Raw genomic sequence first — 22,306 nt, forward strand, 5'->3', positions numbered from 1 at the left:
CAACCATGACAAGCATCGGCATCAATTTCAATTCACGGCAACTGAACCTGGACGAAGGAACCACCCTTCGCGAATTCATCAGCACGCAAATCGGCAAGGAACTGGACGCCAACTCGGTGGCCGCTGACGGCAGCAAGCTCGGAGTTGCCGCCGCCGTCAATGGCGCTGTCGTTCCACGCAGCGCCTGGAATAGCTACCTGCTGGCCGAAGGGCACAGCATTGAACTCGTTACCGCGGCCCAGGGAGGCTAGGCATGGAAACGCGCAACATCACCGAGCTGGACATCCACAGCGACCCATTCCAAATCGCCGGACGCACCTTGTCCTCGCGCTTGATCCTCGGCACCGGGGGAGCGAGTTCGCTGACCACCCTGGAAAGCGCCCTGCGGGCCTCCGGAACGGAACTGACCACCGTGGCCATCCGCCACTTTTCGGCGGCCGGCGCAGGCAACGTGTATGAACTGCTGCAGCGCAACAACGTGATTGCGCTGCCCAACACTGCTGGATGCTTCACCGCCCGCGATGCGATCCTCACCGCGCACCTGGCCCGTGAAGCTCTGGAAACCAATTGGATCAAGCTCGAAGTAATTGCCGATGAGCACACGCTGCTGCCGGACCCGCTGGAACTGCATGCGGCCACCGAGCAACTAGTGGCCGACGGGTTCCAGGTCTTCGCCTACACCAATGATGATCCGGCACTTGCCCAACGCCTGCAAGACGCCGGGGTTGCGGCAATCATGCCGGCCGGAGCGCCGATCGGCTCGGGCCTGGGGATCCTGAATCCGCACAATATTTCCACCATCGCCTCCCGCGCGCAGGTACCGGTGATCCTTGACGCCGGGGTGGGCACCGCCTCGGATGCGGCCCTGGCCATGGAGCTCGGCTGCGACGCGGTGCTGCTGGCCAGTGCGGTGACCCGGGCGCACAACGCGCCGCTCATGGCCAGGGCCATGAAGGATGCTGTGCGTGCCGGGCGCGCCGCGCGGCTCGCTGGCCGGATCCCGCGCCGCGATACCGCACTGGCCTCATCGCCGGCCGAAGGCATGATGCAAACCCTGGTCGGTGACTTCTCGTGAGCCGGGAAGCCCTGGTCGCACCCGGCGCGGAGCTGGAACCGGAAGAGCTGGCGCGCTACTCCCGGCACTTGTCCCTGCCCGGGGTGGGAGAAGAAGGGCAACGCCGCATCGCCAACGCCAAGGTGCTGGTTATCGGAGCCGGGGGCCTGGGCAGTCCCATTGCCAGCTACCTGGTCGCTGCGGGAATCGGCACCCTCGGGGTCATCGACGATGACACCGTCGAGCTGTCCAATCTGCAACGACAAACCATGCACCGGCAACAGGATGCAGGGCGCTTGAAAGTGGATTCGGTGCGGCGGATGGCCCACGAGCAGAACCGGAACGTCCAGATCATCACCGTGGATGAAAAGCTGGATGAATCCAACGCCGTGGCACTTTTCAGTGAATATGACTTGGTCATCGACGGCAGCGACAACTTTGCCACGCGGTACCTGTCCAATGATGCCGCGGAAATCACCGGCACCCCGCTGGTGTGGGGAACCCTCTTCCAGTTCTCCGGGCAGGTGTCCGTCTTCGATCCGCGCACCGGCCCGATGCTGCGTGATCTTTTTCCGGAAATCCCCGACGCGGACTCCGTGCCCAGCTGCGCCGAAGGAGGAGTCTTCGGCGCACTGTGCGGCGTTATCGGTTCGGTGATGTGCGCCGAAGCCCTGAAGCTCATTACCGGAATCGGGACCACCCTGAGCGGCAAGCTCTGGCTCTATGATGCGCTGGAAGCCACTGTGCGGACCCTCGAATTCGCCAGGGATCCGCAACGTGAGCCGGTGACCGGGCTGGGGGAGTACCAGCCGGTTTCCTGCGCTGCCGAAGGGCATGTCCCGGAGCTCACGGTTCAGCAGCTAGCGGAGCTGGAAACGGAAGAACCGGTATTGCTGGTGGATGTGCGCGAATCCTGGGAACGCGACATCATAGCGATCCCGCACAGCCAGCACCTTCCGCTCGCGCAGCTCAAAGAACGGGGACTGGGAAAGCTCGCGCACAGCGCTTCGGCGGTCGTATTCGTGTGCAAAACCGGTGCCCGTTCGCAGCAGGCAGCGCGGATCACCATGTCCGGTCGGGATGCAGGCATTGCCGTCTACAGCCTCAGCGGCGGAACCGTGGAATGGGCCAGGCAAGTGCGGGGCCAGCAGGTGGCCTACTAGGGCTCAGGCGCATCTTTGGCGCGCAATTCACCGGTGGGAAGTGGAGGCGCTCTGGCATACTGGCGCTATGACGTTGGGAAAGACGCTGGAGATCCGTGAATTGGAAAGCCAGGACGAACAGCAGGCAATCGACGCCCACCACTTGATGCTTCGCGAAGACTTCGAGTTCTTGCCGACTTGGTCTGCAGCCGAGGACTGGGAGGACTATATCTACCGGATGAAGGCAGGGCGCCGAGGCGAGCACATTCCAGAAGGCTGGGTTCGCTCGGCGCTGTTCGCCGCCTTTGACGAGGGGGACCTGGTGGGCCGGGTTTCCGTCAGATATGAAATCAACGAGAGCCTTTTTCAGGTCGGCGGACATATCGGCTATGGTGTAGTTCCCGAGTATCGTCGCCGTGGTGTGGCACAGGAACTGTGCAAATTCGGGTTGCAGGAACTTCGCGAATCAGGAATTGAACATGCGCTGGTTACCTGTGATTCCGATAACATCGGTTCAAAATCCACCATAGAAAAATGCGGCGGCTTGCTAGACGCTGAACTCCCGGAAATTGAAGTCAACTTTGGGCCTAGCAAGCTGCGTTTTTGGATGCCAACGCGGTTAATCCGCTGAATTCTTTGCGACAGATACATGAAATTCCTGTATGTTCTGACACAGATCAACAGACTATGAGTCTCGAGCGCGTAAACTGGATTGTTGGGTCGACTTTGGCCCCGACTCCACAGACCCAAATTTTCGAGCGGAAGTGAGCCTTCACGCATGTCAGCAAACACCATTACTCGCGATGAACTTCGCAATGTAGCCATCGTTGCGCACGTTGACCACGGCAAGACCACCCTCGTCAACGCCATGCTCCAGCAGACTGGCGCATTCGACAGCCATGGTGAAACCGAAGATCGCGTGATGGACTCAGGTGAGCTGGAACGCGAGAAGGGCATCACCATTCTTGCTAAGAACACCACCGTGTTCTACAACGGCCCAGCAGCCGAGGGCAAGAAGATGACCATCAACGTCATTGACACCCCAGGCCACGCCGACTTCGGTGGCGAGGTGGAACGCGGCCTGTCCATGGTTGACGGCGTGGTTCTGCTCGTTGACGCATCCGAGGGCCCGCTCCCGCAGACCCGCTTCGTGCTGCGCAAGGCATTGAGCGCCAACCTGCCAGTGATCATCGTGGTCAACAAGACCGACCGTCCCGACTCCCGCATCGATGGCGTCATCTCCGACTCCATGGACCTGCTGCTGGGCTTGGCTTCGGACTTGGCTGACGAAGCTCCGGATCTGGATCTGGACGCAATCTTGAACGTTCCTGTCGTCTTCGCCTCGGGCAAGGCCGGCTACGCTTCGATGAACCAGCCTGGCGATGGCACCCTGCCGGACAACGAAGATCTTGAGCCACTGTTCGAGACCATCATCAAGCACGTTCCTGCACCGACCTACACCGAAGGTGAAGTCCTGCAGGCCCACGTCACCAACCTTGACGCTTCGCCATTCCTTGGCCGCCTGGCGCTGCTGCGCATGATCAACGGCACCTTGCGCAAGGGCCAGCAGGTTAACTGGGCCCGCCAGGATGGCACCATGAAGCAGGTCAAGATCACCGAACTGCTGGCCACCCAGGGCCTGACCCGCGTTCCAGCTGACGAAGCTGGTCCAGGCGAGATCGTTGCAGTTGCCGGTATCGAAGACATCATGATCGGCGAGACCCTCACCGACCTTGAGAACCCTAAGCCGCTGCCACTGATCACCGTTGATCCACCTGCGATCTCGATGACCATCGGTATCAACACCTCGCCACTGGCTGGCAAGGTCAAGGGCGCCAAGGTCACCGCACGACAGGTCAAGGATCGCCTGGACAAGGAACTGATCGGCAACGTTTCGCTGAACATCCTGCCTACCGAGCGTCCAGATGCTTGGGAAGTCCAGGGCCGTGGCGAATTGGCACTGGCCATCCTCGTTGAGCAGATGCGCCGTGAAGGCTTCGAGCTGACCGTTGGCAAGCCACAGGTTGTTACCAAGATGGTTGACGGCAAGGTTCACGAGCCAATGGAACGCATGACCATCGACGTACCTGAAGAGTACCTGGGTGCTATCACCCAGCTGATGGCATCGCGCAAGGGCCGCATGACCGACATGGCTAACCACGGCACCGGCTGGGTTCGCATGGAATTCATGGTTCCAGCACGTGGCCTGATCGGCTTCCGTACCCGCTTCATGACCGAAACCCGCGGCGCCGGCATTGCTGCTTCGCTGGCTGAAGGCTACGAGCCATGGGCAGGCCCAATCGAATACCGCATCAACGGTTCGATCGTTGCCGACCGTTCAGGCGTTGTGACTCCATTCGCGATGATCAACCTGCAGGAGCGCATGAACTTCTTCGTGAAGCCAACCGAAGAGGTTTACGAGGGCATGATCGTCGGCGAGAACTCCCGCGCCGACGACATGGACGTGAACATCACCAAGGAAAAGAAGCTCACCAACATGCGTGCTGCTTCCTCGGACTCGTTCGAGAACCTGACCCCACCACGTAACTTGACCTTGGAAGAGTCGCTCGAATTCGCTCGCGAAGACGAGTGCGTTGAGGTTACCCCGGAAGCCATCCGCATCCGCAAGGTTCTGCTGAACGCCAACGACCGTGCCAAGGCTACCCGTGCACGCGCTCGCTCCTAATAAGCGCAAATCCCTCGGCAGCAACTTCTCCGCGCTCTGGCGCGGTGTTGTTGCCGCCGTGGCAGCAGGATTATTCGGGACCGCAATCCACGCCTCCATCAGCTATGTCGGAAACGACATCCCGCTGGTTTGGGGTGTGGGTCTGGCCTGGCTCCTGCTCGGGGTTCTGGTGTACTGGGCTGCGGTTTCTTCATCGAAGCTGTGGGCCGGTGCGCTGGGGTTCATCGGTTGCTATGTGACCGTTGGCCTGATTTCCTATGTGGGCGATGACCAGCTGATCTTGGGCATGGAGTACTACAAGTACCTGCCCGGGCCAACGCTGGCCTCGGCCTTGTGGATGTATGGAATGGTTATTCCATCGGTGATTGCCCTGCTGTGCTCCTTGCGAGTGCTGCGCAAGCAACAACGCCAGAACTGAAAACAGAAGGAGCTCTTCCCAACGGGAAGAGCTCCTTCTGTGTTTAATTAGGCGAAAAGCAGGCTACTGGTCTTTGCGCGCATTGCCGGTGATATCCAGGTGGTGGGCCAAGAACAACGAGGTGGCAACGCCATCTGGATCCGGATCTCGCATCGCGTAGTCCTCGATCACAGCGCGCAGCCGGCTCATGAGATCCTTCTGGCTTTCTTCATTGAGCTTCAGGCCCAAGCGGATTACCTGTATCTCCTGGGGATCAAGTCCCTCGATTTCCTGCAGGAAGGTGTCCACCAGCATGGGGGCCGCGTCGGGAATGCGCGTGCCCCAGGACTGCTTGGTGCTGCGGTAGGGCACTTCTTTGGCGCCACGGTTGCCTCGGCGCGATTCTTCTGCCGCGAGGTAACCGTTGCTGACCAGGGTTCGCACGTGATGCAAGGAGGTGGCGGGATTCAAATCGAGAATGTCCGCAATTTCCTTGTTCGTTCGTGACTCATGCAGGCACAAGCGCAAGATGCGAAGCCTCAGCGGGGAGCTGAGGGCTCGTGCTCGCGATTGGACAAGTTTATCGGAGGGCATGGAAACAGCATACGCGAAAAGCGCTGAGTGATTGGCAGTTTCAAATCACATGTCGTCCCAAGCGGTATGGGTGTGCCCGCGGCAGCAACCCATGGAAGCAGGAAAATTGCGCGGCTTGCAGGCTGCTACTCGGCGCGAGGGGCACGGGGCCTGCGGCGCGCCGGAGCCGGCGGTACCCGCTTGGCGTGAGTGATCGCCGCGCGGGGGATGCATACCAGTTCAGCCCGGGTTTGGATGCTCACCGATTCCTCCGTCACTTCCTGCAACTCGCCCAGTGCATCGGAAAAATGCTCACCGGCCCGGCCGTCGGCCAAGCGGTAGCGGACAACAAGCCGTTCACCGGGCGTCACATCACTGAAATTAAGCATTTGGAAACGTCATCTTTTCGTAAGAAGAATTCATCTGGACCCCGGGAAGCTGAAATGTGAATGGTCGATTACGTCACAGCGAGCCAATGGGCGGTCCGATGCATGGGTATCAGGACTAGACTGTAGTTTGAGCTGGTAAAGGATTCAAAGAGCATCTGAGGAAGACCACTAGCTCCTGTTGAAACCACCCAGTGCAAGGAAAGGTCTCGGCCCTCGTGACTTACATCATCGCTCAGCCGTGCGTCGACGTTAAAGACAAGGCGTGCGTCGAAGAGTGCCCGGTAGATTGTATCTATGAAGGTGAGCGCTCGCTCTACATTCACCCGGATGAATGCGTTGACTGCGGCGCCTGCGAACCTGTCTGCCCCGTTGAAGCCATCTACTACGAAGATGACGTGCCGGATGAATGGGCCGACTATTACAAGGCAAACGTCGACTTTTTCGATGAACTTGGATCCCCGGGCGGCGCCGCTAAAATTGGTAACACCGGCACTGACCACCCACTGATCAGCGCCTTGCCACCACAGAACCAAGGCTAGGTTTTCACTTTTATGCTTGAGCTCCCCGATTACCCCTGGAACCAGCTTGCCCCATACCGCGAGCAAGCATCCACGCATCCGGGGGGAGTCGTGGACCTGTCGATCGGCACGCCGATCGATGGCACGCCGCAACTGATCCAGCAGGCGCTGGCCGAGGCGGCGAACTCGCACGGATACCCGACCACGCACGGCACCATTGAAGTTCGCGAGGCCATCGTCGACTGGTTCGCCCGTCGCCGCAATGTCACCGGTTTGAGCACCGATGATGTCATGCCAACGGTCGGTTCCAAGGAAATGGTGGCATGGCTGCCGCTGTTCCTGGGCCTGGGTGCCGGCGACATCGTGGTACGTCCAGAGATCGCCTACCCCACCTATGACATCGGCGCCCAGCTGGTTGGCGCGACCCCCATCGCCACCGACGACCTTTCGGATTTGACTGCTGAGCAGCGTGAACGCGTGAAGCTCATCTGGGTCAACTCGCCAGGCAACCCGACCGGCAAGGTCCGTGCTACCGCCGAGCTGGCAAGCATCGTGGCCCAGGCGCGTGAGATGGGTGCCGTAGTGGCCTCCGATGAGTGCTACGCCGAACTGGGATGGGATGAATACGAGGGCCAGGTGCCAAGCATCCTGGACCCGGCGGTCAACGGAGGAAACCTCGATGACCTGTTCGCCCTGTACTCGCTGTCCAAGCAGTCGAACCTCGCCGGATACCGCGCCGCTTTCGTTGCCGGCGCCCCGAACCTGATGCCAACTCTGGTCAACAGTCGAAAGCATGCGGGCATGATCGTGCCCGGTCCAATCCAGCACGCCATGGTGGTGGCATTGAATGACGACGAGCATGTTGCGGCGCAGCGCGAGCTGTACCGGGCACGCCGGGCCATGCTGCGGCCAGCGCTGGAGAACTTCGGCTTGGCCATCGATGATTCGGTGGCAGGACTGTACCTGTGGTGCACCGCTGGGCGGCCAAGCTTCGAAACCATCGGGGCGCTGGCGGAACTGGGCATCGTTGCCGGTCCTGGCGTCTTCTACGGCACCGCGGGGGAACGCCATGTACGCGTGGCCTTGACCGCCTCCGATGAGCGGATCGCGGCTGCCGTTGAACGGTTGAATTCTTCCGCCAACCGGTGAAGATGACACCCTAATTAGCTTGAATGGGTCAAATCGCGGTATGTTCTACGGTGACGACTGACCTTTCGGAACTACACGCTTTCCGGTTAGGAGATGCAATGACAGATACCACATCTGCACAGCTACACTTTGGAGAATCCAACCTCGAGCTGCCAGTAATTCAGGCAGCAGAGGGCAATGACGGATTTGGCGTAGCCCCACTTTTGAAGACTACCGGGAACGTGACCTACGATCCCGGCTTCATGAACACCGCGGCTACCAAGTCCGCGATTACCTACATCGACGGCGACGCGGGCATCCTGCGCTACCGCGGTTACCCAATCGAGCAGCTGGCCGAGAAGTCCAGCTTCATCGAGGTAACCTACCTGCTGATCTACGGCGAACTGCCGACTGCTGATCAGCTGGCCGAGTTCGACAATTCGCTGCGCCGCCATACCCTGCTGCACGAAGAGCTCAAGGGCTTCTTCGGCGGCTTCCCGCGCGACGCGCACCCGATGCCGGTATTGTCCTCGGCTGTTTCGGCCCTGTCGACCTGGTACCAGGATTCGCTGGATCCGAAGGATGACGCACAGGTTGAGCGTTCGACCCTGCGCCTGCTGGCAAAGCTGCCGGTATTGGCTGCGTACGCGCACAAGAAGTCCATCGGCCAGGCATTGCTGTACCCGGACAACTCGATGAACATGGTCGAGAACTTCCTGCGCCTGTGCTTCGGCACCGCTGCCGAGCCTTACCTTGCGGATCCGGATGTGGTCAAGGCCCTCGACTTGCTGCTGATCCTGCACGCTGACCACGAGCAGAACTGCTCCACCTCCACCGTGCGCCTGGTCGGTTCCTCCGAAGCCAACATGTTCGCTTCGGTTTCTGCAGGTATCCATGCACTGTCCGGCCCAGCCCATGGCGGCGCCAACGAAGCCGTGCTGAAGATGCTGCGCGAGATCCAGTCCTCCGGCATCTCCCCAGAAGACTTCATGCAGAAGGTCAAGAACAAGGAAGACGGCGTACGCCTGATGGGCTTCGGCCACCGTGTGTACAAGAACTACGATCCACGCGCCAAGATCATCAAGAAGACCGCTCACGACCTGCTGGCAAAGCAGGGCAAGAACGAGCTGCTTGAGATCGCGATGAAGCTGGAAGAAACTGCGCTGAATGATGAGTACTTCATCTCGCGCAAGCTCTACCCGAACGTGGACTTCTACACCGGCTTGATCTACACCGCCATGGGCTTCCCGGAAAAGATGTTCACCGTGCTGTTCGCCATCGGCCGTCTGCCAGGCTGGATCGCACAGTGGCGCGAAATGATCAAGGACCCAGAGCTGAAGATCGGCCGCCCACGCCAGCTGTACATGGGTGAAACCGCTCGCGACTATCCCGGCTACCAGGCCTAGGGCGAGTTTCCGGATCCCGGCGGCAGGACCTGTCTTCCCACACAAGTGGGGCGACAGGTCCTTCCCTGTTTTAAGCGGTACTTCGGGAGTATCCTATGAGGCAGAGGGAACGACAAGTGTGCCGAAGAGTCAGGTGGTATGCATGTACCAACGTCGTGGAAATAATTGGTCGCTAGCCATAAATACCAATCAGAATATGCTGATGGCGTTGTACCTGCGCGAACTGTCAGGCGTCCACCCCGCGGAGGCCGGACCCAATAGCCGGCTGGCTTCCAATATCAAGAACCGCAACAAGATCGACGACTCGCATGGACAGCTCAAGCAGGAATGGAGCTCCTGGTGGGATTCGCTGACCGCAATAGCGCCGGCCAAGGAGCCGGCGGCCAGCGATGCACTGATTGAACGGCTTCAAGACGACGGCTACCCGGCCCTGGCCCGGCTGGCCCGCGCGCACTACGGCCAGGCCACGGTTTTTGCCCAGCAGCATGCCCAGGACTTTGCAGAAAACAGTGGCAAGTACGTGCCGCACCGCATGGATGAGCTGGAAAGAATCCTCATCGACCACGGGGTGGAGCACGGCATGCAATCCACCCGCCAGGAAATCCAGCTCATTGACGTGCCCCTGGACGAGCCCAGGGCATGGCTGACCGGCACGGCTACCATCGTTGCCAGTACGTCGCTGCTACGCGACTCCAAGGCCTTCCACGGCTTCATCCAGCCGATGGTGGCCATCATCTTCCCCGGCGGATAGCCGAGCAATAAAAAACTGGCAGATCACTTCCGTGATCTGCCAGTTGGATTGCAGGGCAAGAACTAGTTGGCGTGCAGTGCGCTGTTCAGCTCTACGGTCTGGCCGGCGCGCGGCAATGCCTCAACGGCGCCGGTGATCGAATTGCGGCGGAAGAGCAGGTTCGGCACGCCGGAAAGCTCCAGCGCCTTGACCTGCTTCTCGCCCAGAACCACTCGGGTGCCGGCAGTCACGTACAGGCCAGCTTCCACTACCGAGTCGTCACCGATGGAAATGCCTACACCGGCGTTGGCGCCCAGCAGTACGCGTTCGCCAATGACAATGCGCTCCTTGCCGCCACCGGAGAGGGTGCCCATGATCGAGGCGCCGCCACCGACATCCGAACCATCGCCGACAACGACCGAAGCGGACACGCGGCCTTCCACCATCGAAGTGCCCAAGGTGCCGGCGTTGAAATTGACGAATCCTTCATGCATGACGGTGGTGCCTTCGGCCAGGTGTGCGCCGAGGCGCACGCGGCCAGCGTCGGCAATGCGTACGCCGGCTGGGACCACGTAGTCGACCATGCGCGGGAACTTGTCCACGCCGTACACGGTGACCGCTCCACGGGCGCGCAGCTTCAAGCGCGTCACCTCGAAGCCCTCTACCTGGCAAGGCCCGAAGTTGGTCCACACGACATTGGCGAGGTGGCCGAAGATGCCGTCGAGGTTGATGCTGTTCGGCTGGACCAGACGGTGCGAGAGCAGGTGCAGGCGCAGCCACACATCGGCGGTGTCAGCTGGTGCTACATCAAGATTAATGGTCAGTGAAACGACCTTCTGGGTGGTGCCGCGGGCTGCATCGTCCTGCGCGGCGGCAGCGAGTTCACCGGAGAGCCCTTCAGCCTTGGCGAGTTCGCCCAAGACTGGAGCCGGGTACCAAACATCAAGGATCGTTCCATCGGATGCGACCGTTGCCAGGCCATGGGCTGAGGCTAAACGGACAGATGATTCGCTGGATGTCACAGATTCTGAAGTCATACACTGATCGTATCTTTGTTGCCCGGGGTAACGTTGATAAATGACAAAAAAGTGAAGCTAGAGACTCAGGACGTAGCCAGCCGTGAACGAATTGGACCTGCAGCAAGACGTTGCCCTGCTTACCGAGCAGATCATGAACATTGAATCCGTTTCCGGCAACGAGCAAGAGCTGGCCGACAAGGTGCACCAGGCGCTGCGGAAGCAGGCGCACCTTGATGTGCACCGGGACCAGGACGCCATCGTAGCGCGCACCAACTTCGGCCGCGAACGCCGCGTCGTGCTGGCCGGGCACCTCGATACCGTGCCTTTGCCGCGCACCGAGGGCGCCAAGGGCACCGTGCCCGCAGAAGTCATCGACGGGGTGCTCTATGGCCGTGGTGCCACGGACATGAAAGGCGGGGTCGCCGTGCAGCTTGCGCTGGCTGCAGAACTGACCGAGGCCAAATACGATATCACCTACGTCTTCTACGACCACGAGGAAGTAGAAGCAGCCAAATCCGGTCTGGGCCGCCTGGCCAAGAACAGCCCGGAACTCTTGGAGGCCGACTTCGCGATCCTGCTGGAACCGACCGACGGCACCGTCGAAGGCGGCTGCAACGGAACCAGCCGCTTCGTCATCCGCACCCGCGGCAAGGCAGCCCACTCGGGACGTGCATGGATGGGGCATAACGCGATCCACGATGCGGGGGAGATCCTGCAGCGCTTGGCTGCCTACCAGCCCCGGACCATCACCGTTGAGGGCTTGGACTACCGTGAAGGCATGAACGCGGTCCGTGTTGCCGGCGGCATTGCCGGCAACGTGATTCCCGATTACTGCGAGGTGGAAGTGAACTACCGCTTCGCTCCGGACAAGACACTGGCCCAAGCTGAAGCCGTGGTCCTTGAGCTTTTCGACGGCTTCGACATTGAACGCACCGATGGCGCTGATGGCGCCAAACCCGGTTTGGACCAGGAGATCGCCGCAGACCTGATCAAGGTACTGGGCCAGGAACCGAAGCCGAAGTACGGATGGACCGATGTTTCCCGCTTCTCCGCCCTGGGCATCTCTGCCGTGAACTTCGGCCCGGGCGATGCGCTGCTGGCGCACAGCGATGATGAGCATGTGCCGCAGCAGGCCATCCGCGATTGCCTGCAGACCCTGCGTACTTGGTTGGGCTAGCGAGGCTGGGATGATCAGCCTTTGAAGAGACAAAAAATCTCCGTACCGCGCGAATCATGCGGTACGGAGATTTTTTTGTTTCAGCTGCTAGGCCTTGGGATCGGAAGGATCCTGTGGCGCTGGCACGTCGAGGCCGGCTGGGGCGCCGACTATGGCTGCGGCCGGGCCGGCCGGGGCATTCTTCTCCTTCTTCACCCGGCTGCTCAGCCGGCGCGAGACAATCACGGCAATCTTGCTCAAGGTGAAGTTGATGATGATGAAGATGGCTGCCGCCACAATCAGCGCCTGCAGGACGTTGCCGTTAGGCGAGGAGTAGGTGCGGGCGAAGAACAGCAACTCGTTGAAGCTGATGATGTAGCCCAAAGCCGAGTCCTTCAAGATCACAACGAACTGGCCGATCAACGCCGGCAGCATGGCGACCAGCGCCTGCGGAATCTCGATGTGGCGCAGCGACATGCCACGGGTCAGGCCGATCGCTATGCCTGCCTCGCGCTGTCCCTTGGGCAGATTGTGAACGCCGGAACGGACCAGCTCCGCAACGACCGAGCCGTTGTAGAAGATCAGCGCCGCGACCACGGCCCACATCGCCGTATCACCTGACAGCTGCAGGGAACGGGAGAAGAAGACGTTGAAGAACACGATCATCAGCAGCACTGGTACCGCGCGGAAGAATTCGACAATCACGGTGGAGATTCCGTTGATCAGCTTATTCTGCGCCAAGCGGCCGACACCGAAGATCAGGCCGAAGATCACCGAGCCGATGATGCCCAGGACTGCTGCCTTGGTGGTGTTCCACAAGCCCGGAAGCAGGTAGTTCTTCCAGGTGCTGCCTTCGATGAAGTCATCCCATTGCGAAGGCTGCATCTGGTCCTTGGCGGCCAGGCCGAGGACGATCCACGCCACGATGCCCAAGGCAATCAAGGCGCCGACTATGTTTACCGCCAAGATGCGGCGGCGGGCCTTTGGCCCGGGAGTATCAAAAAGAATCGACGCGCTCATCGTGCCACCGCCAGTTTCTTAGAAGCCCAAGTAGTCAACAGGCCCACCGGAATGACGATGATCACGAAGCCCACTGCGAAGGTCAAGAAGATCGGGATCACGATATCTGCGCGGAACTCAATCATGGTCTTCATGACCGAGGAGGATTCCGTGGCAACCGAACCGACCGCTGCGACGGTGGAGTTCTTGATCAAGGCGATCAAGGTGTTGCCCAAGGGGACAATCGCGCCGCGGAAGGCCTGCGGCAGAATCACCAAGCGCGCTGCGGGCAAGAAGCTCAGGCCGATGGCACGAGCAGCTTCTGCCTGTCCCAGGGGAACCGTGTTCACGCCCGAGCGGATCGCTTCGCACACGAACGCCGCGTGGTAAACCGCAAGGCCAAGGACGGCGAGGCGGAAGAAGTTTCCCTGGAAATCGCTGCTGAGCACGAATCCGAGCTGGCCGTAGAGGGCCAGCACGCAGAACAGGATGATGATGGTCAGCGGGGTATTGCGAATCAGGTTAACGTAGCTGGTGCCCAGGGCCTGGAAGCTCCCCACGGGGGAGATGCGCAGCAAGGCCAAGATGGTGCCCAGCACGAGGGCGCCAATGGCAGCCCAGAAAGTTAGTTGGATATTGACCCAGAAAGCTCCGGGAATGTCGTACTCAGTGAATATGGATAAGTAATTCTCCACTGCAAGCCTCTGTCTCGATGGCCGGAAAACCGGCCAAGCGGCTATGGGTCCGGTACCTGCATTAGCTGGTACCTGGGAAACGCAGATTGCAGATGGGGGCCAAACACGCTGCGTTTGGCCCCCATCGCATCAGATGCTGCTAGGCGCAGGAATCCGAAAGGGTTGGCGGGTTGGTTTCAGCGTTCGGCTTGTAACCGGTGCCTTCGGTGTTCTTGTCCAGGGCCTTCTGCCACTCGCCGGACTCGATCATCTTGGTGATTGCCGCATTGATGTCGCCGCACTTGTCGGTGCCATCAGGCAGGCCCACGCCGTAGTTCTCTTCGGTGAATGGCGCGCCGACAACCTTGAACTTGCCCTTGTAGGCAGGCTGCGCAGCCAGGCCGGCAAGGATGATGTCATCGGTGGTAACCGCGTCAATGGTGCCGCCACTCATCTGGGTGGTGCACTCTGCATAGCCCGGAAGTTCCTGCAGGTTGGTGTTCTGGGCGTAGTTGTCCTTGACCTTCTGGGCCGAGGTGGAACCGGTGACCGAGCACAGGTTCTTGCCATCGAGGTCTTCTGGGCCGGCGATATCCGAGTCGGATGGAACCAGCAGGTCCTGGCCGGCGACAAAGTATGGACCAGCGAAGTCGACAACCTTGTTGCGCTCATCGGTGATCGAGTAGGTTGCGAAGATCATGTCAACCTGGTTGTTCTGCAGCATGGTCTCGCGGTTGGCCGACGGTGCCGAAATGAATTCGATCTTGTCCTCGGTGTAGCCCAGTTCGCTGGCTACGTACTTGGCGACGTCAACGTCGAAACCGGTGTAGTTATCGCCGTCCTTGAAGCCGAGTCCCGGCTGGTCGTACTTGATGCCGATGCGGATCTTGTCGCCGTCGGCTTCGCTGTCGCCGGAGCCGCCACATGAAGTCAGGGCCAGGGCTGCGACGGCGGCCATTGCGGCTACAGTGCCGAAACGAGTCTTGCGCATTGTTCCTCCTATTGGATGCGTGATGATGAAATTAGTGGTTGGTGATCAACTTGCCAAGGAAATCCTTGGCACGGTCGGATTTGGGATTGGTGAAGAATTCCTCAGGAGTGGCCTGCTCGACGATCTGGCCGTCGGCCATGAAGATCACGCGGTCCGCCGCCTTGCGGGCGAAGCCCATCTCGTGGGTGACCACGAGCATGGTCATGCCTTCCTTGGCAAGACCCACCATGGTGTCCAGGACCTCGTTGATCATTTCCGGGTCCAGGGCACTGGTTGGCTCGTCGAAAAGCATCACCTTCGGCTTCATGGCCAGTGCGCGGGCGATCGCCACACGCTGCTGCTGGCCGCCAGAAAGCTGTGCGGGCAGTTTGCCGGCCTGATTGGCCACGCCCACACGCTCCAGCAGCTGCATCGCCAATTTCTTGGCCTCATCCTTCTTCATGCCCTTGACCTTCATCGGACCGAGGGTCACGTTCTCCAAGATCGACTTGTGGGCAAAGAGGTTGAAGGACTGGAAGACCATGCCGACATCGGCCCGGAGATTGGCCAGTGCCTTGCCCTCTTCGGGAAGGGTCTTGCCATCAATCTTGATGGTGCCTTCGTCGATGGTTTCCAGTCGGTTGATGGCGCGGCACAGCGTGGACTTGCCCGAGCCCGACGGGCCGAGGATCACAACGACCTCGCCCTTGGTCACTTCGAGATTGATGCCGTTGAGCACATGCAGCGCACCGTAGTGCTTATTGACTCCAGTCAGCTGGACGATAGGGCCTTCAGAAGAAGCTTGAGCCTGATGATCGCTTTTCATGTTGTAGACATTACTTGATGTGACGGCGACTACGCGACCCGTCGACCATGTCACACCTAGTTGTTATCAAACTGTTCTCCAATCCGCGGTAGGTCACATCCGAAGATGCGCAGGAGTAACCGATAGAGTGAAGCTATGGTTCATCAGCGTAAGAGTGAAGAAAATGCCCGGGTCGGGCAAAAGCGCCACATCGAAGCGAGCTGGCCAGGAAAGCAACCGGAAGATCAGCTTGACCACCATCTTCTGGAAAGCCCGCAGGTCGATGTCACGCATAGCGACGTGTGGCGCGTGTTGCGAATCCAATCGGAATTCGTCTCCGGCTTTGGAAATATGGCCGGCACCGGTCCTGCCATCGCGGTTTTCGGTTCCGCGCGCACGGATCCAGGCAGCCCGTACTATGCGATGGCCCAGCGTGTCGGCAGCCGCTTGGCCGAGGAAGGCATCACTACCATCACCGGTGGCGGCCCCGGCGCCATGGAAGCGGCCAACAAGGGAGCTGCTGACAAGGACGGCGTTTCCGTAGGCCTGGGCATTGAGCTGCCTTTTGAAACCGGACTGAATGCCTGGGTCAACAAGGGCCTGAACTTCCGCTACTTCTTCGTGCGCAAGACGATGTTCGTGAAGTACTCGCAGGGCTTCATCGTGCTCCCCGGGGGTTTTGGCACCCTGGACGAACTGTTCGAAGCATTGACCTTGGTCCAGACCAAGAAGATCACCAGCTTCCCGATTGTGCTTGTGGGCACCGAATACTGGGGCGGCCTGGTGGACTGGATGACCAAGACGCTCGTTGCTGAAGGCACCATTTCGCCCGGTGATCTGGACTTGTTCACTATCACCGATGATCCTGATGAAGCGGTGGATCTGGTGCTGCGTGCGCATAAAGAAAACCTGAAGGTCGGCGACCTGGCGAAGGGGCAGTAGGCGATGCCGTTCCTCCTTGTTGCCATCGCAGTATTGCTGGTGGGTGCTGTTGCGCTGCTGCTGTCCAGCCAGCGGAAGAATGTACCGGCAGGTCGCCACTTCGAATCCACTGGGGAGCCCATCACGGGATTGGTAGAGCACCAGGCTTCGTTGCCGCCGGTGCTGCTGGCCAAGAATCCGCGCGCTGAAGATGTGGAGAAAGTTCGCTTCTCCTTGGGCTTGCGCGGTTACCGCTGCGACCAGGTGGATGAGGTGCTCGATGTCCTCGCGGCAGAAATTACCGAGCTGGAGAATACGGTTCGTGACCTTGAGTCACGGCGTGTGATTAGCGACACGGGCGAAAATTAGTAATAATAAAAGATAAGTGTCCCAACTCAGCAGGGAATCCTTGCTGAGGATGGACTAGGCATTCGGTTGTATGCACGGCAAGCGCCAGTGCATGCGTTAGCCACAGACGAAGGGAACAGCTTAATGGCTGCTATGAAGCCACGCACCGGTGATGGACCAATGGAAGTCGCTAAGGAAGGCCGCAGCCTTATCTTGCGCCTGCCAATCGACGGAGGCGGACGACTGGTAGTCGAGTTGAACAACGACGAGGCAACCGAATTGCGTGAGTGCCTGCTCAAGGTAACTGAGTAAGCTTGCCCAAGTTCTAGCTTTGGCCGCACGGGTTGCTGGTGCGGCAATCGAGGACCGACAGAAATGTCGGTCCTTTGTTTTTCCCGAAATCAGCCGCTAGAGGCGGGTCGCGGCCTTGGCGGGAAGGACAGTGGCCACAAACAGGCCCTGCTCGGTAGGGAACAGGTGGGTCTGCAAGCGCGGGTCCTCGCGCAGCATGCGCAGCGCATCTCGGGTCGTGACGGTGGAGGGGCGGCGAACCGCGGGCTTGGCTAGGCGGTGCTCGTCGTAGGCGTTGTTCACTATGATCACTCCGCCGGTTCCGACCAGCCGCTTGGCCTCGGCCACGTACTCGAGCAGCAGCTCAGCGCCGGCGTCGATGAGTACCAGGTCGTAGGCGTGGTCGGCCAAGCGCGAGAGCACGTTCTCTGCGCGCTCGTTGATAATGCGGGCGCGGGCCGTCGGGATGCCTGAATCGCGCAGGCCCTGGCGCATCGCGTTGGCGTGCTCCAGATCCGATTCAATCGCGGTCAACGTCATGGCGTTGCCCATGACCTCGAGCATCGCCAGCGATGCGACACCCACACCGGATCCGATCTCCACGATATTGCGCGGCTGGCGCAGGGTGCAGAGCATCTGCAGCATCGAGCGGCCGGCCTGATCGATGCAACGCACGCCCAGGTCTTCCGCACGTTCGCGAACCGGGGCGACATGCTCTGGTTCGTTGACGTGGTTCTGGGTATAGGTCCAGCTCGCGAAGAGTTCTGGATTCATCGATGGCATCGGCGGAGGTCCTCAAGGGTTGAATTGGCGGGGCCAGTTCCCATCGTACCTACGTCGTTACCTGAAGTTGTTGAACTTGGAGGTTCTCGCGCAGGGTATTCTTAGCTTCAGCTCAGCTTCCCATTTCATACTTGGAGTGTGAACAATGCACGAAGTGAAACAGTTTCTTCTACGGTGACTGCCGAAACCACGACTCCGACATGGGATCAGATGGTCCAAGAACATGGGCAACGGGTCTTCCGTTTGTCCTACCGTTTGACTGGTAACCGTCAAGATGCCGAGGACCTCTCGCAGGAGGCATTCGTTCGCGCATTCAAAGCCTTGGAAAATTACACCCCCGGAACCATGGGCGGGTGGCTGCACCGCATTACCACCAACCTGTTCCTGGACCAGGCTCGGCGCAAGAGCAAGATCCGCTTCGACCGTTTCGCCGAGGGATCCGAAGACCGGATGCCCGGTACCGCGGTAACCCCGGAACGCTATTTCGAATTCAACAACTTGGATGTCGACGTGCAAGAAGCCCTGCGTGCGTTGTCGCCGGAGTTCCGTGCCGCTATTGTCCTGTGCGATATGGAAGGCTTCTCCTACGAGGAAGTCTCACGCATCCTGGATGTCAAGCTCGGGACCGTGCGTTCTCGCATCCACCGTGGCCGCGCCATGCTTCGTGATGCGCTCGCTCACCGCAATCCAGCCAACCGCCCTGCAAAGACCATGTCGTTGCCGCGCATCCCGCGAGGCTTGCGCGCCGCCAGCTAACCCCGTTCATCGCGTGTTCACCGTTGGCGTGGCGCGGTGACTTCGTTAGTGGCACTGGAACAAGGTAATCTTCTTACGTGGATCTTTTTGGTATTAATGGTGGCGAGTTTATCGTTCTCGCCGTGCTGGCGGTCGTTATTCTGGGCCCCGAAAAGCTTCCTGAGTACGCCAAAAAGCTAGCGAACCTGGTCAAGGAAGTGCGGCGCATGGCCAATGGCGCCAAGGAGCAGCTGCGCGAGGAAGTAGGCGACGAGGTTGCCGACATCGACTGGAAGAAGCTGGACCCGCGCCAGTATGATCCACGTCGAATCATCAAGGAGGCGCTTGTCGATGAATTCGACGACGCCGTGAATGCCGCAAAGGGTTCTCCAGCCAAGACCGTGGCCCCAGCACCGGTGCGCACCGCGGTCCCTTCGGCTACCGCGCAGCAGCTGCAGCTGGGCGCCAACGAATCGGCCCCCTTCGACTCAGAAGCCACCTAGGCCCAGAAGTCCTCAGAAAGACATCGGCAGCGATCGCCCGGCAAGCCCGCGCGGTCGCTGTTCCAATTTCCCGGCCAATTCACGCATCGCTGCCGCGGCCGGTGCCCCCGGGGTGCTGAGCACTACCGGCTGGCCCTGATCCGAACCCACGCGTACGGACTCTTCCAGCGGAATCTGGGCCAGCATCCCAACAGGGTAGCCCAGCTGCTGGCTCAGCGATTCGCTGAGCTTGGCACCGCCACCGGAACCGAAGACCTCCATGCGCGACCCGTCGGGCAGCTGCAGGAAGCTCATGTTCTCAACCACCCCGATCACCTTCTGATGGGTCTGCAAGGCGATGGTGCCGGCGCGTTCGGCAACCTCGGTAGCCGTGGACTGCGGAGTCGTGACCACCAGCAGCTCGCTATTGGGCAGCAGCTGGGACACGGAGATGGCCATGTCCCCGGTGCCTGGCGGCAGGTCCAGCAACAAGTAGTCCAGGTCCCCGAAGTAGACATCCGAGAGGAACTGCTCCAGGGCCCGGTGCAGCATCGGGCCGCGCCAGATCACCGGCTGGTTGGAATCCAGGAACATGCCAATGGAAATGACCTTCACTCCGTGCGCCACCGGCGGCAGGATCATGTCATCAACCCGGGTGGGGTTCTGCGAAATACCCATCAGCGAGGGAATGGAGAAACCATGGACATCGGCGTCGATCAGGCCGACCTTCAAGCCCTGGGAGGCTAGCTGGCAGGCCAGATTCGCGGTAATCGACGACTTGCCCACGCCGCCCTTGCCGCTGGCCACAGCGATCACCCGGGTCAGGGAAGCAGGATCGGAGAACGGGGTGCGGCGGCTGGCCAGTGACTCGCGCAGCTCCGCGCGCTGCTGCGGATCCATGACGCCCAGGCTCACCTCAACGCGCTGCACCGCTGCTACGGTCAGCAGGGCCGCGGTGGCCTCTTCCTCGATGGTGGAGCGCATCGGGCAACCGGCGATGGTCAGCAAGATCTTGACCTTGGCGGTGCCATCGGCCAGGACAGCTGATTCCACCATGCCCAATTCGGTGATCGGCCGGCGAAGCTCCGGGTCGTTGACCTTTGCGAGGGCGGCTAGGAGTTCTGGCGTGGTGCTCAATGCTTATTTGCTCTTCCGGTGCTGGCCCTGCTGGGGCTTGACGGTTTCGATCATCCCGGTTTGCGGGTGTGAATTCTTATTGCCGCCCTTTTTCTTCGCGCGCAGGTGCAGCTCTTCGCCATCAGAGGTTTCCAGCAGCTCTTCAAGCACATTGCGCAGTTCGGAACGCACGTAGTCGCGGGTGGCAACATCGCGCAGTGCCAAGCGCAGGGAAGCCAGCTCGCGGGTCAGGTACTCGGTGTCGTACAGATTGCGTTCAGCACGGGCGCGGTCCTCGGTCAGCGAGACGCGGTCGCGGTCATCCTGGCGGTTCTGCGCCAGCAGGAGCAGCGGAGCCGCGTAGGAGGCCTGCAAGGAGAGCATCAAGGTCAGCGCGGTGAAGCCGATGGTGGCATCGTCAAAACGCCAATTGATCGGGGCGACCGAGTTCCAGATCAGCCAGAAGGCGCAGAACACCGTCATGTACAGCAGGAAGGTCGGGGTGCCCATGAAGCGGGCGAACTTCTCCGTGGCCGAACCAAAGAGGTCGGGGTTCGGGGAGAACCGGGGCCAGAAGCGTTGTCGTGCTGCAAGCGGGGTATCCAGGCCGTTACTCTTGCGCTGCTCAGCCATAGCTGGAACTCCTTTGCTGCTGATGGGTGGGTGGGGCGTTGGCTAGTCTTGGGAACGCCAGTCATCCGGGAGGATGTGGTCCAGCACGTCATCCACGGTGATGGCCCCTACAAGCCGGCCTTCCTTGTTGGTCACGCCTACGCTGGTGAGGTTGTAGGTGGCCAAATGGCGAACCACTTCGGTGATATTGGCCAGATCCGACATGGGCTCCAGCTCCGTATCAAGGATATCGCCCAGCGGCTCCGGGGGAGCGGCACGCAGCAGCGCCTGGATGTGGACTTGGCCCAGGTAGCGTCCCGTGGGCGTCTCCAGCGGCGGGCGCACCACATATACGGTCGAAGCAAGCGCCGGGCTCAATTCCTCCAGGCGCACCGAAGCCAGGGCTTCAGCGACCGTGGATTCAGGGGTGAGAATCACCGGAACCGGGGTCATGATCGACCCGGCGGTACCTTCCGGGTAGGCGAGCAAGCGGCGGACATCCTTGGCCTCTTCCTCGTTCATCAGATCCAGCAGCTGGTGCTTGGTCTCTTCGCTGACTTCAGCCAGAAGGTCGGCCGCGTCATCCGGGTCCATTTCCTCAAGCACGTCCGCGGCACGTTCCAGGCCCAGGGCGGAAAGGATCTCCACCTGCTCGCGGTCCGGAAGTTCCTGGAGCACGTCGGCCAGGCGCTCATCTTGCAGATGGGCCGCGATTTCCAGGCGGCGCTTCTCATTCATTTCATGCAGGGCGTCAGCAAAGTCGGCAGGCTTCATCTCATCGTGGGCGGCCACGAAGGTGTCAGCGGACTGCGGTTCATTCTTCGAACCGTGGCTGACCTCGTCCCAGGAGACCAGCACCTTGTTGCGGCGGCGCGAACGCAGTCCCAGCAAATTGGCCGTCGGTTCTCCACGCTGGACATAGTATTCGTTGATTTCCCAGTCCCCGCGACGGGTCTGCGCCAAACCGATGTCCTCGATGACACCGCGACCGGAACCATCAACGAAGGTGATGGTGCGGTCGAACATTTCGGCGACAACCAGAATTTCCTGGCCGCGCTGCTGGAAGCGGCGCATGTTCACCAGGCCGTTGCAGATCACCTGGTTGGCTTCCATAGACTGGATGCGGGTCATCGGAACGAACACCCGCCGTTTGCCGGGGACCTCGACGACCAAGCCCACGCAGGCGGCGGGTTTCTTGGGGCCGCGGGAGACCACCACGACATCGCGCAAGCGGCCTAAGCGGTCGCCCAAGGGGTCAAAGACATCAAGCCCGAGCAGCCGGGCGACGAAGATTTTAGACACTTGTGCGCTCACCCTCCTAGACTATCGCGTTTCAGCCCCGTTCCCGGTGTGCAAAGCCACAGGGCCAGTG

27 protein-coding genes are annotated in these 22,306 nt (G+C 60.4%); 16 read left to right on the top strand and 11 right to left on the bottom strand.

The features are described from left to right. Positions 1 to 5: 5 nt before the first annotated feature. From thiS to AC1Z36_RS08920, 6 genes are all read left to right on the top strand, one after another. On the top strand, positions 6 to 251 hold the full coding sequence (gene thiS, locus AC1Z36_RS08895) for a sulfur carrier protein ThiS (RefSeq protein ID WP_105657546.1): 246 nt from the start codon (positions 6 to 8) through the stop codon (positions 249 to 251). 2 nt (positions 252 to 253) lie between these two features. After that, the gene (locus tag AC1Z36_RS08900; protein WP_105661522.1) at positions 254 to 1,075 is read left to right on the top strand and encodes a thiazole synthase; all 822 of its coding nucleotides are present in this window, start codon (positions 254 to 256) and stop codon (positions 1,073 to 1,075) included. Then, positions 1,072 to 2,217: a molybdopterin-synthase adenylyltransferase MoeB gene (gene moeB / locus AC1Z36_RS08905; RefSeq protein WP_105661521.1), complete on the top strand. Its 1,146-nt coding sequence runs from the start codon at positions 1,072 to 1,074 to the stop codon at positions 2,215 to 2,217. The genes AC1Z36_RS08900 and moeB overlap by 4 nt, the downstream gene beginning before the upstream one ends. A gap of 67 nt (positions 2,218 to 2,284) precedes the next feature. Next, on the top strand, positions 2,285 to 2,827 hold the full coding sequence (locus tag AC1Z36_RS08910; RefSeq protein ID WP_181148843.1) for a GNAT family N-acetyltransferase: 543 nt from the start codon (positions 2,285 to 2,287) through the stop codon (positions 2,825 to 2,827). Positions 2,828 to 2,974: 147 nt separating this feature from the next. Then, entirely contained in the window at positions 2,975 to 4,882 is a 1,908-nt protein-coding gene (gene typA / locus AC1Z36_RS08915) for a translational GTPase TypA (protein WP_105657542.1), read from the top strand. Beyond that, complete coding sequence (locus AC1Z36_RS08920; RefSeq protein ID WP_105657541.1) at positions 4,863 to 5,300, top strand: hypothetical protein; 438 nt, start codon at positions 4,863 to 4,865, stop codon at positions 5,298 to 5,300. Before typA ends, AC1Z36_RS08920 begins: the two co-directional genes overlap by 20 nt. A gap of 63 nt (positions 5,301 to 5,363) precedes the next feature. On the opposite strand, the gene AC1Z36_RS08925 is transcribed toward AC1Z36_RS08920, so the two are convergent. After that, positions 5,364 to 5,873, bottom strand: a complete 510-nt coding sequence (locus tag AC1Z36_RS08925) for a helix-turn-helix domain-containing protein (protein ID WP_105657540.1) — start codon at positions 5,871 to 5,873, stop codon at positions 5,364 to 5,366. A 125-nt stretch (positions 5,874 to 5,998) separates the two neighbouring features. Then, on the bottom strand, positions 5,999 to 6,241 hold the full coding sequence (locus AC1Z36_RS08930) for a putative acetyltransferase (RefSeq protein ID WP_105661520.1): 243 nt from the start codon (positions 6,239 to 6,241) through the stop codon (positions 5,999 to 6,001). A gap of 215 nt (positions 6,242 to 6,456) precedes the next feature. Here AC1Z36_RS08930 and fdxA point away from each other — a divergent pair, with 215 nt between their 5' ends. The 4 genes from fdxA to AC1Z36_RS08950 all read left to right on the top strand — a co-directional run bounded on the left by fdxA (position 6,457) and on the right by AC1Z36_RS08950 (position 10,044). After that, positions 6,457 to 6,780: a ferredoxin gene (fdxA, locus tag AC1Z36_RS08935; RefSeq protein WP_013349521.1), complete on the top strand. Its 324-nt coding sequence runs from the start codon at positions 6,457 to 6,459 to the stop codon at positions 6,778 to 6,780. Positions 6,781 to 6,792: 12 nt separating this feature from the next. Continuing rightward, entirely contained in the window at positions 6,793 to 7,908 is a 1,116-nt protein-coding gene (gene dapC / locus AC1Z36_RS08940) for a succinyldiaminopimelate transaminase (protein ID WP_105661519.1), read from the top strand. A 98-nt stretch (positions 7,909 to 8,006) separates the two neighbouring features. Further along, the gene (locus AC1Z36_RS08945) at positions 8,007 to 9,293 is read left to right on the top strand and encodes a citrate synthase (RefSeq protein ID WP_105657537.1); all 1,287 of its coding nucleotides are present in this window, start codon (positions 8,007 to 8,009) and stop codon (positions 9,291 to 9,293) included. A 202-nt stretch (positions 9,294 to 9,495) separates the two neighbouring features. Further along, the gene (locus AC1Z36_RS08950; RefSeq protein ID WP_483561951.1) at positions 9,496 to 10,044 is read left to right on the top strand and encodes a hypothetical protein; all 549 of its coding nucleotides are present in this window, start codon (positions 9,496 to 9,498) and stop codon (positions 10,042 to 10,044) included. A 62-nt stretch (positions 10,045 to 10,106) separates the two neighbouring features. Here the strand turns inward: AC1Z36_RS08950 and dapD are convergent, their stop codons facing one another. Further along, complete coding sequence (gene dapD, locus AC1Z36_RS08955) at positions 10,107 to 11,060, bottom strand: 2,3,4,5-tetrahydropyridine-2,6-dicarboxylate N-succinyltransferase (protein ID WP_105657535.1); 954 nt, start codon at positions 11,058 to 11,060, stop codon at positions 10,107 to 10,109. An 82-nt stretch (positions 11,061 to 11,142) separates the two neighbouring features. Between dapD and dapE the strand changes: the two genes are divergently transcribed. Continuing rightward, on the top strand, positions 11,143 to 12,219 hold the full coding sequence (gene dapE / locus AC1Z36_RS08960; protein WP_105661518.1) for a succinyl-diaminopimelate desuccinylase: 1,077 nt from the start codon (positions 11,143 to 11,145) through the stop codon (positions 12,217 to 12,219). Between the two features lie 87 nt (positions 12,220 to 12,306). Here dapE and AC1Z36_RS08965 read toward each other — a convergent pair whose 3' ends face one another. The 4 genes from AC1Z36_RS08965 to AC1Z36_RS08980 all read right to left on the bottom strand — a co-directional run bounded on the left by AC1Z36_RS08965 (position 12,307) and on the right by AC1Z36_RS08980 (position 15,625). Next, on the bottom strand, positions 12,307 to 13,218 hold the full coding sequence (locus AC1Z36_RS08965; protein WP_105661517.1) for an amino acid ABC transporter permease: 912 nt from the start codon (positions 13,216 to 13,218) through the stop codon (positions 12,307 to 12,309). Then, on the bottom strand, positions 13,215 to 13,892 hold the full coding sequence (locus AC1Z36_RS08970; protein ID WP_105657532.1) for an amino acid ABC transporter permease: 678 nt from the start codon (positions 13,890 to 13,892) through the stop codon (positions 13,215 to 13,217). Before AC1Z36_RS08970 ends, AC1Z36_RS08965 begins: the two co-directional genes overlap by 4 nt. 139 nt (positions 13,893 to 14,031) lie before the next feature. Further along, a complete protein-coding gene (locus AC1Z36_RS08975; RefSeq protein ID WP_105657531.1) occupies positions 14,032 to 14,862 on the bottom strand; it encodes a glutamate ABC transporter substrate-binding protein in 831 nt (276 codons plus the stop codon). Positions 14,863 to 14,893: 31 nt separating this feature from the next. Beyond that, positions 14,894 to 15,625, bottom strand: a complete 732-nt coding sequence (locus AC1Z36_RS08980; RefSeq protein WP_181148852.1) for an amino acid ABC transporter ATP-binding protein — start codon at positions 15,623 to 15,625, stop codon at positions 14,894 to 14,896. Between the two features lie 177 nt (positions 15,626 to 15,802). Between AC1Z36_RS08980 and AC1Z36_RS08985 the strand changes: the two genes are divergently transcribed. The 3 genes from AC1Z36_RS08985 (at position 15,803) to AC1Z36_RS08995 (ending at position 17,227) form a co-directional block, all read left to right on the top strand. Further along, positions 15,803 to 16,588 (top strand): LOG family protein, encoded by a 786-nt coding sequence (locus AC1Z36_RS08985; protein WP_105661516.1) that lies wholly within the window; start codon positions 15,803 to 15,805, stop codon positions 16,586 to 16,588. A gap of 3 nt (positions 16,589 to 16,591) precedes the next feature. Beyond that, on the top strand, positions 16,592 to 16,936 hold the full coding sequence (locus tag AC1Z36_RS08990) for a DivIVA domain-containing protein (RefSeq protein WP_105657528.1): 345 nt from the start codon (positions 16,592 to 16,594) through the stop codon (positions 16,934 to 16,936). Between the two features lie 123 nt (positions 16,937 to 17,059). Then, entirely contained in the window at positions 17,060 to 17,227 is a 168-nt protein-coding gene (locus AC1Z36_RS08995) for a DUF3117 domain-containing protein (RefSeq protein WP_013349509.1), read from the top strand. Between the two features lie 96 nt (positions 17,228 to 17,323). Here the strand turns inward: AC1Z36_RS08995 and AC1Z36_RS09000 are convergent, their stop codons facing one another. Then, complete coding sequence (locus AC1Z36_RS09000; protein ID WP_105657527.1) at positions 17,324 to 17,989, bottom strand: O-methyltransferase; 666 nt, start codon at positions 17,987 to 17,989, stop codon at positions 17,324 to 17,326. A gap of 138 nt (positions 17,990 to 18,127) precedes the next feature. On the opposite strand from AC1Z36_RS09000, the gene sigE reads away from it, so the two are divergent. Together sigE and AC1Z36_RS09010 are read left to right on the top strand one after the other, a co-directional pair. After that, complete coding sequence (sigE, locus tag AC1Z36_RS09005; protein ID WP_105657526.1) at positions 18,128 to 18,745, top strand: RNA polymerase sigma factor SigE; 618 nt, start codon at positions 18,128 to 18,130, stop codon at positions 18,743 to 18,745. Positions 18,746 to 18,822: 77 nt separating this feature from the next. Continuing rightward, on the top strand, positions 18,823 to 19,227 hold the full coding sequence (locus AC1Z36_RS09010; protein WP_105661515.1) for a sec-independent translocase: 405 nt from the start codon (positions 18,823 to 18,825) through the stop codon (positions 19,225 to 19,227). 12 nt (positions 19,228 to 19,239) lie between these two features. Here AC1Z36_RS09010 and AC1Z36_RS09015 read toward each other — a convergent pair whose 3' ends face one another. From AC1Z36_RS09015 to AC1Z36_RS09025, 3 genes are read right to left on the bottom strand one after another with little or no spacing between them, the layout of a single operon-like run. Then, positions 19,240 to 20,343 carry an Mrp/NBP35 family ATP-binding protein gene (locus AC1Z36_RS09015; RefSeq protein ID WP_105661514.1) on the bottom strand — a complete coding sequence of 368 codons (1,104 nt, stop codon included), beginning with the start codon at positions 20,341 to 20,343 and terminating at the stop codon, positions 19,240 to 19,242. A 3-nt stretch (positions 20,344 to 20,346) separates the two neighbouring features. Beyond that, positions 20,347 to 20,955, bottom strand: a complete 609-nt coding sequence (locus tag AC1Z36_RS09020) for a DUF1003 domain-containing protein (protein ID WP_105657523.1) — start codon at positions 20,953 to 20,955, stop codon at positions 20,347 to 20,349. Positions 20,956 to 20,997: 42 nt separating this feature from the next. Continuing rightward, the gene (locus AC1Z36_RS09025; RefSeq protein ID WP_105657522.1) at positions 20,998 to 22,248 is read right to left on the bottom strand and encodes a magnesium transporter MgtE N-terminal domain-containing protein; all 1,251 of its coding nucleotides are present in this window, start codon (positions 22,246 to 22,248) and stop codon (positions 20,998 to 21,000) included. Positions 22,249 to 22,306: the final 58 nt, after the last annotated feature.

It is taken from the genome of Glutamicibacter sp. BS14, from assembly GCF_056934375.1.

Coding starts and splice junctions, on each gene's coding strand:
- thiS (WP_105657546.1), top strand. CDS start 6: ATGACAAGCATCGGCATCAATTTCAATTCACGGCAACTGAACCTGGAC.
- AC1Z36_RS08900 (WP_105661522.1), top strand. CDS start 254: ATGGAAACGCGCAACATCACCGAGCTGGACATCCACAGCGACCCATTC.
- AC1Z36_RS08910 (WP_181148843.1), top strand. CDS start 2,285: ATGACGTTGGGAAAGACGCTGGAGATCCGTGAATTGGAAAGCCAGGAC.
- typA (WP_105657542.1), top strand. CDS start 2,975: ATGTCAGCAAACACCATTACTCGCGATGAACTTCGCAATGTAGCCATC.
- AC1Z36_RS08925 (WP_105657540.1), bottom strand. CDS start 5,873: ATGCCCTCCGATAAACTTGTCCAATCGCGAGCACGAGCCCTCAGCTCC.
- AC1Z36_RS08930 (WP_105661520.1), bottom strand. CDS start 6,241: ATGCTTAATTTCAGTGATGTGACGCCCGGTGAACGGCTTGTTGTCCGC.
- dapC (WP_105661519.1), top strand. CDS start 6,793: ATGCTTGAGCTCCCCGATTACCCCTGGAACCAGCTTGCCCCATACCGC.
- AC1Z36_RS08945 (WP_105657537.1), top strand. CDS start 8,007: ATGACAGATACCACATCTGCACAGCTACACTTTGGAGAATCCAACCTC.
- AC1Z36_RS08950 (WP_483561951.1), top strand. CDS start 9,496: ATGGCGTTGTACCTGCGCGAACTGTCAGGCGTCCACCCCGCGGAGGCC.
- dapD (WP_105657535.1), bottom strand. CDS start 11,060: ATGACTTCAGAATCTGTGACATCCAGCGAATCATCTGTCCGTTTAGCC.
- AC1Z36_RS08965 (WP_105661517.1), bottom strand. CDS start 13,218: ATGAGCGCGTCGATTCTTTTTGATACTCCCGGGCCAAAGGCCCGCCGC.
- AC1Z36_RS08975 (WP_105657531.1), bottom strand. CDS start 14,862: ATGCGCAAGACTCGTTTCGGCACTGTAGCCGCAATGGCCGCCGTCGCA.
- AC1Z36_RS08985 (WP_105661516.1), top strand. CDS start 15,803: ATGGTTCATCAGCGTAAGAGTGAAGAAAATGCCCGGGTCGGGCAAAAG.
- AC1Z36_RS08990 (WP_105657528.1), top strand. CDS start 16,592: ATGCCGTTCCTCCTTGTTGCCATCGCAGTATTGCTGGTGGGTGCTGTT.
- AC1Z36_RS08995 (WP_013349509.1), top strand. CDS start 17,060: ATGGCTGCTATGAAGCCACGCACCGGTGATGGACCAATGGAAGTCGCT.
- AC1Z36_RS09000 (WP_105657527.1), bottom strand. CDS start 17,989: ATGCCATCGATGAATCCAGAACTCTTCGCGAGCTGGACCTATACCCAG.
- AC1Z36_RS09020 (WP_105657523.1), bottom strand. CDS start 20,955: ATGGCTGAGCAGCGCAAGAGTAACGGCCTGGATACCCCGCTTGCAGCA.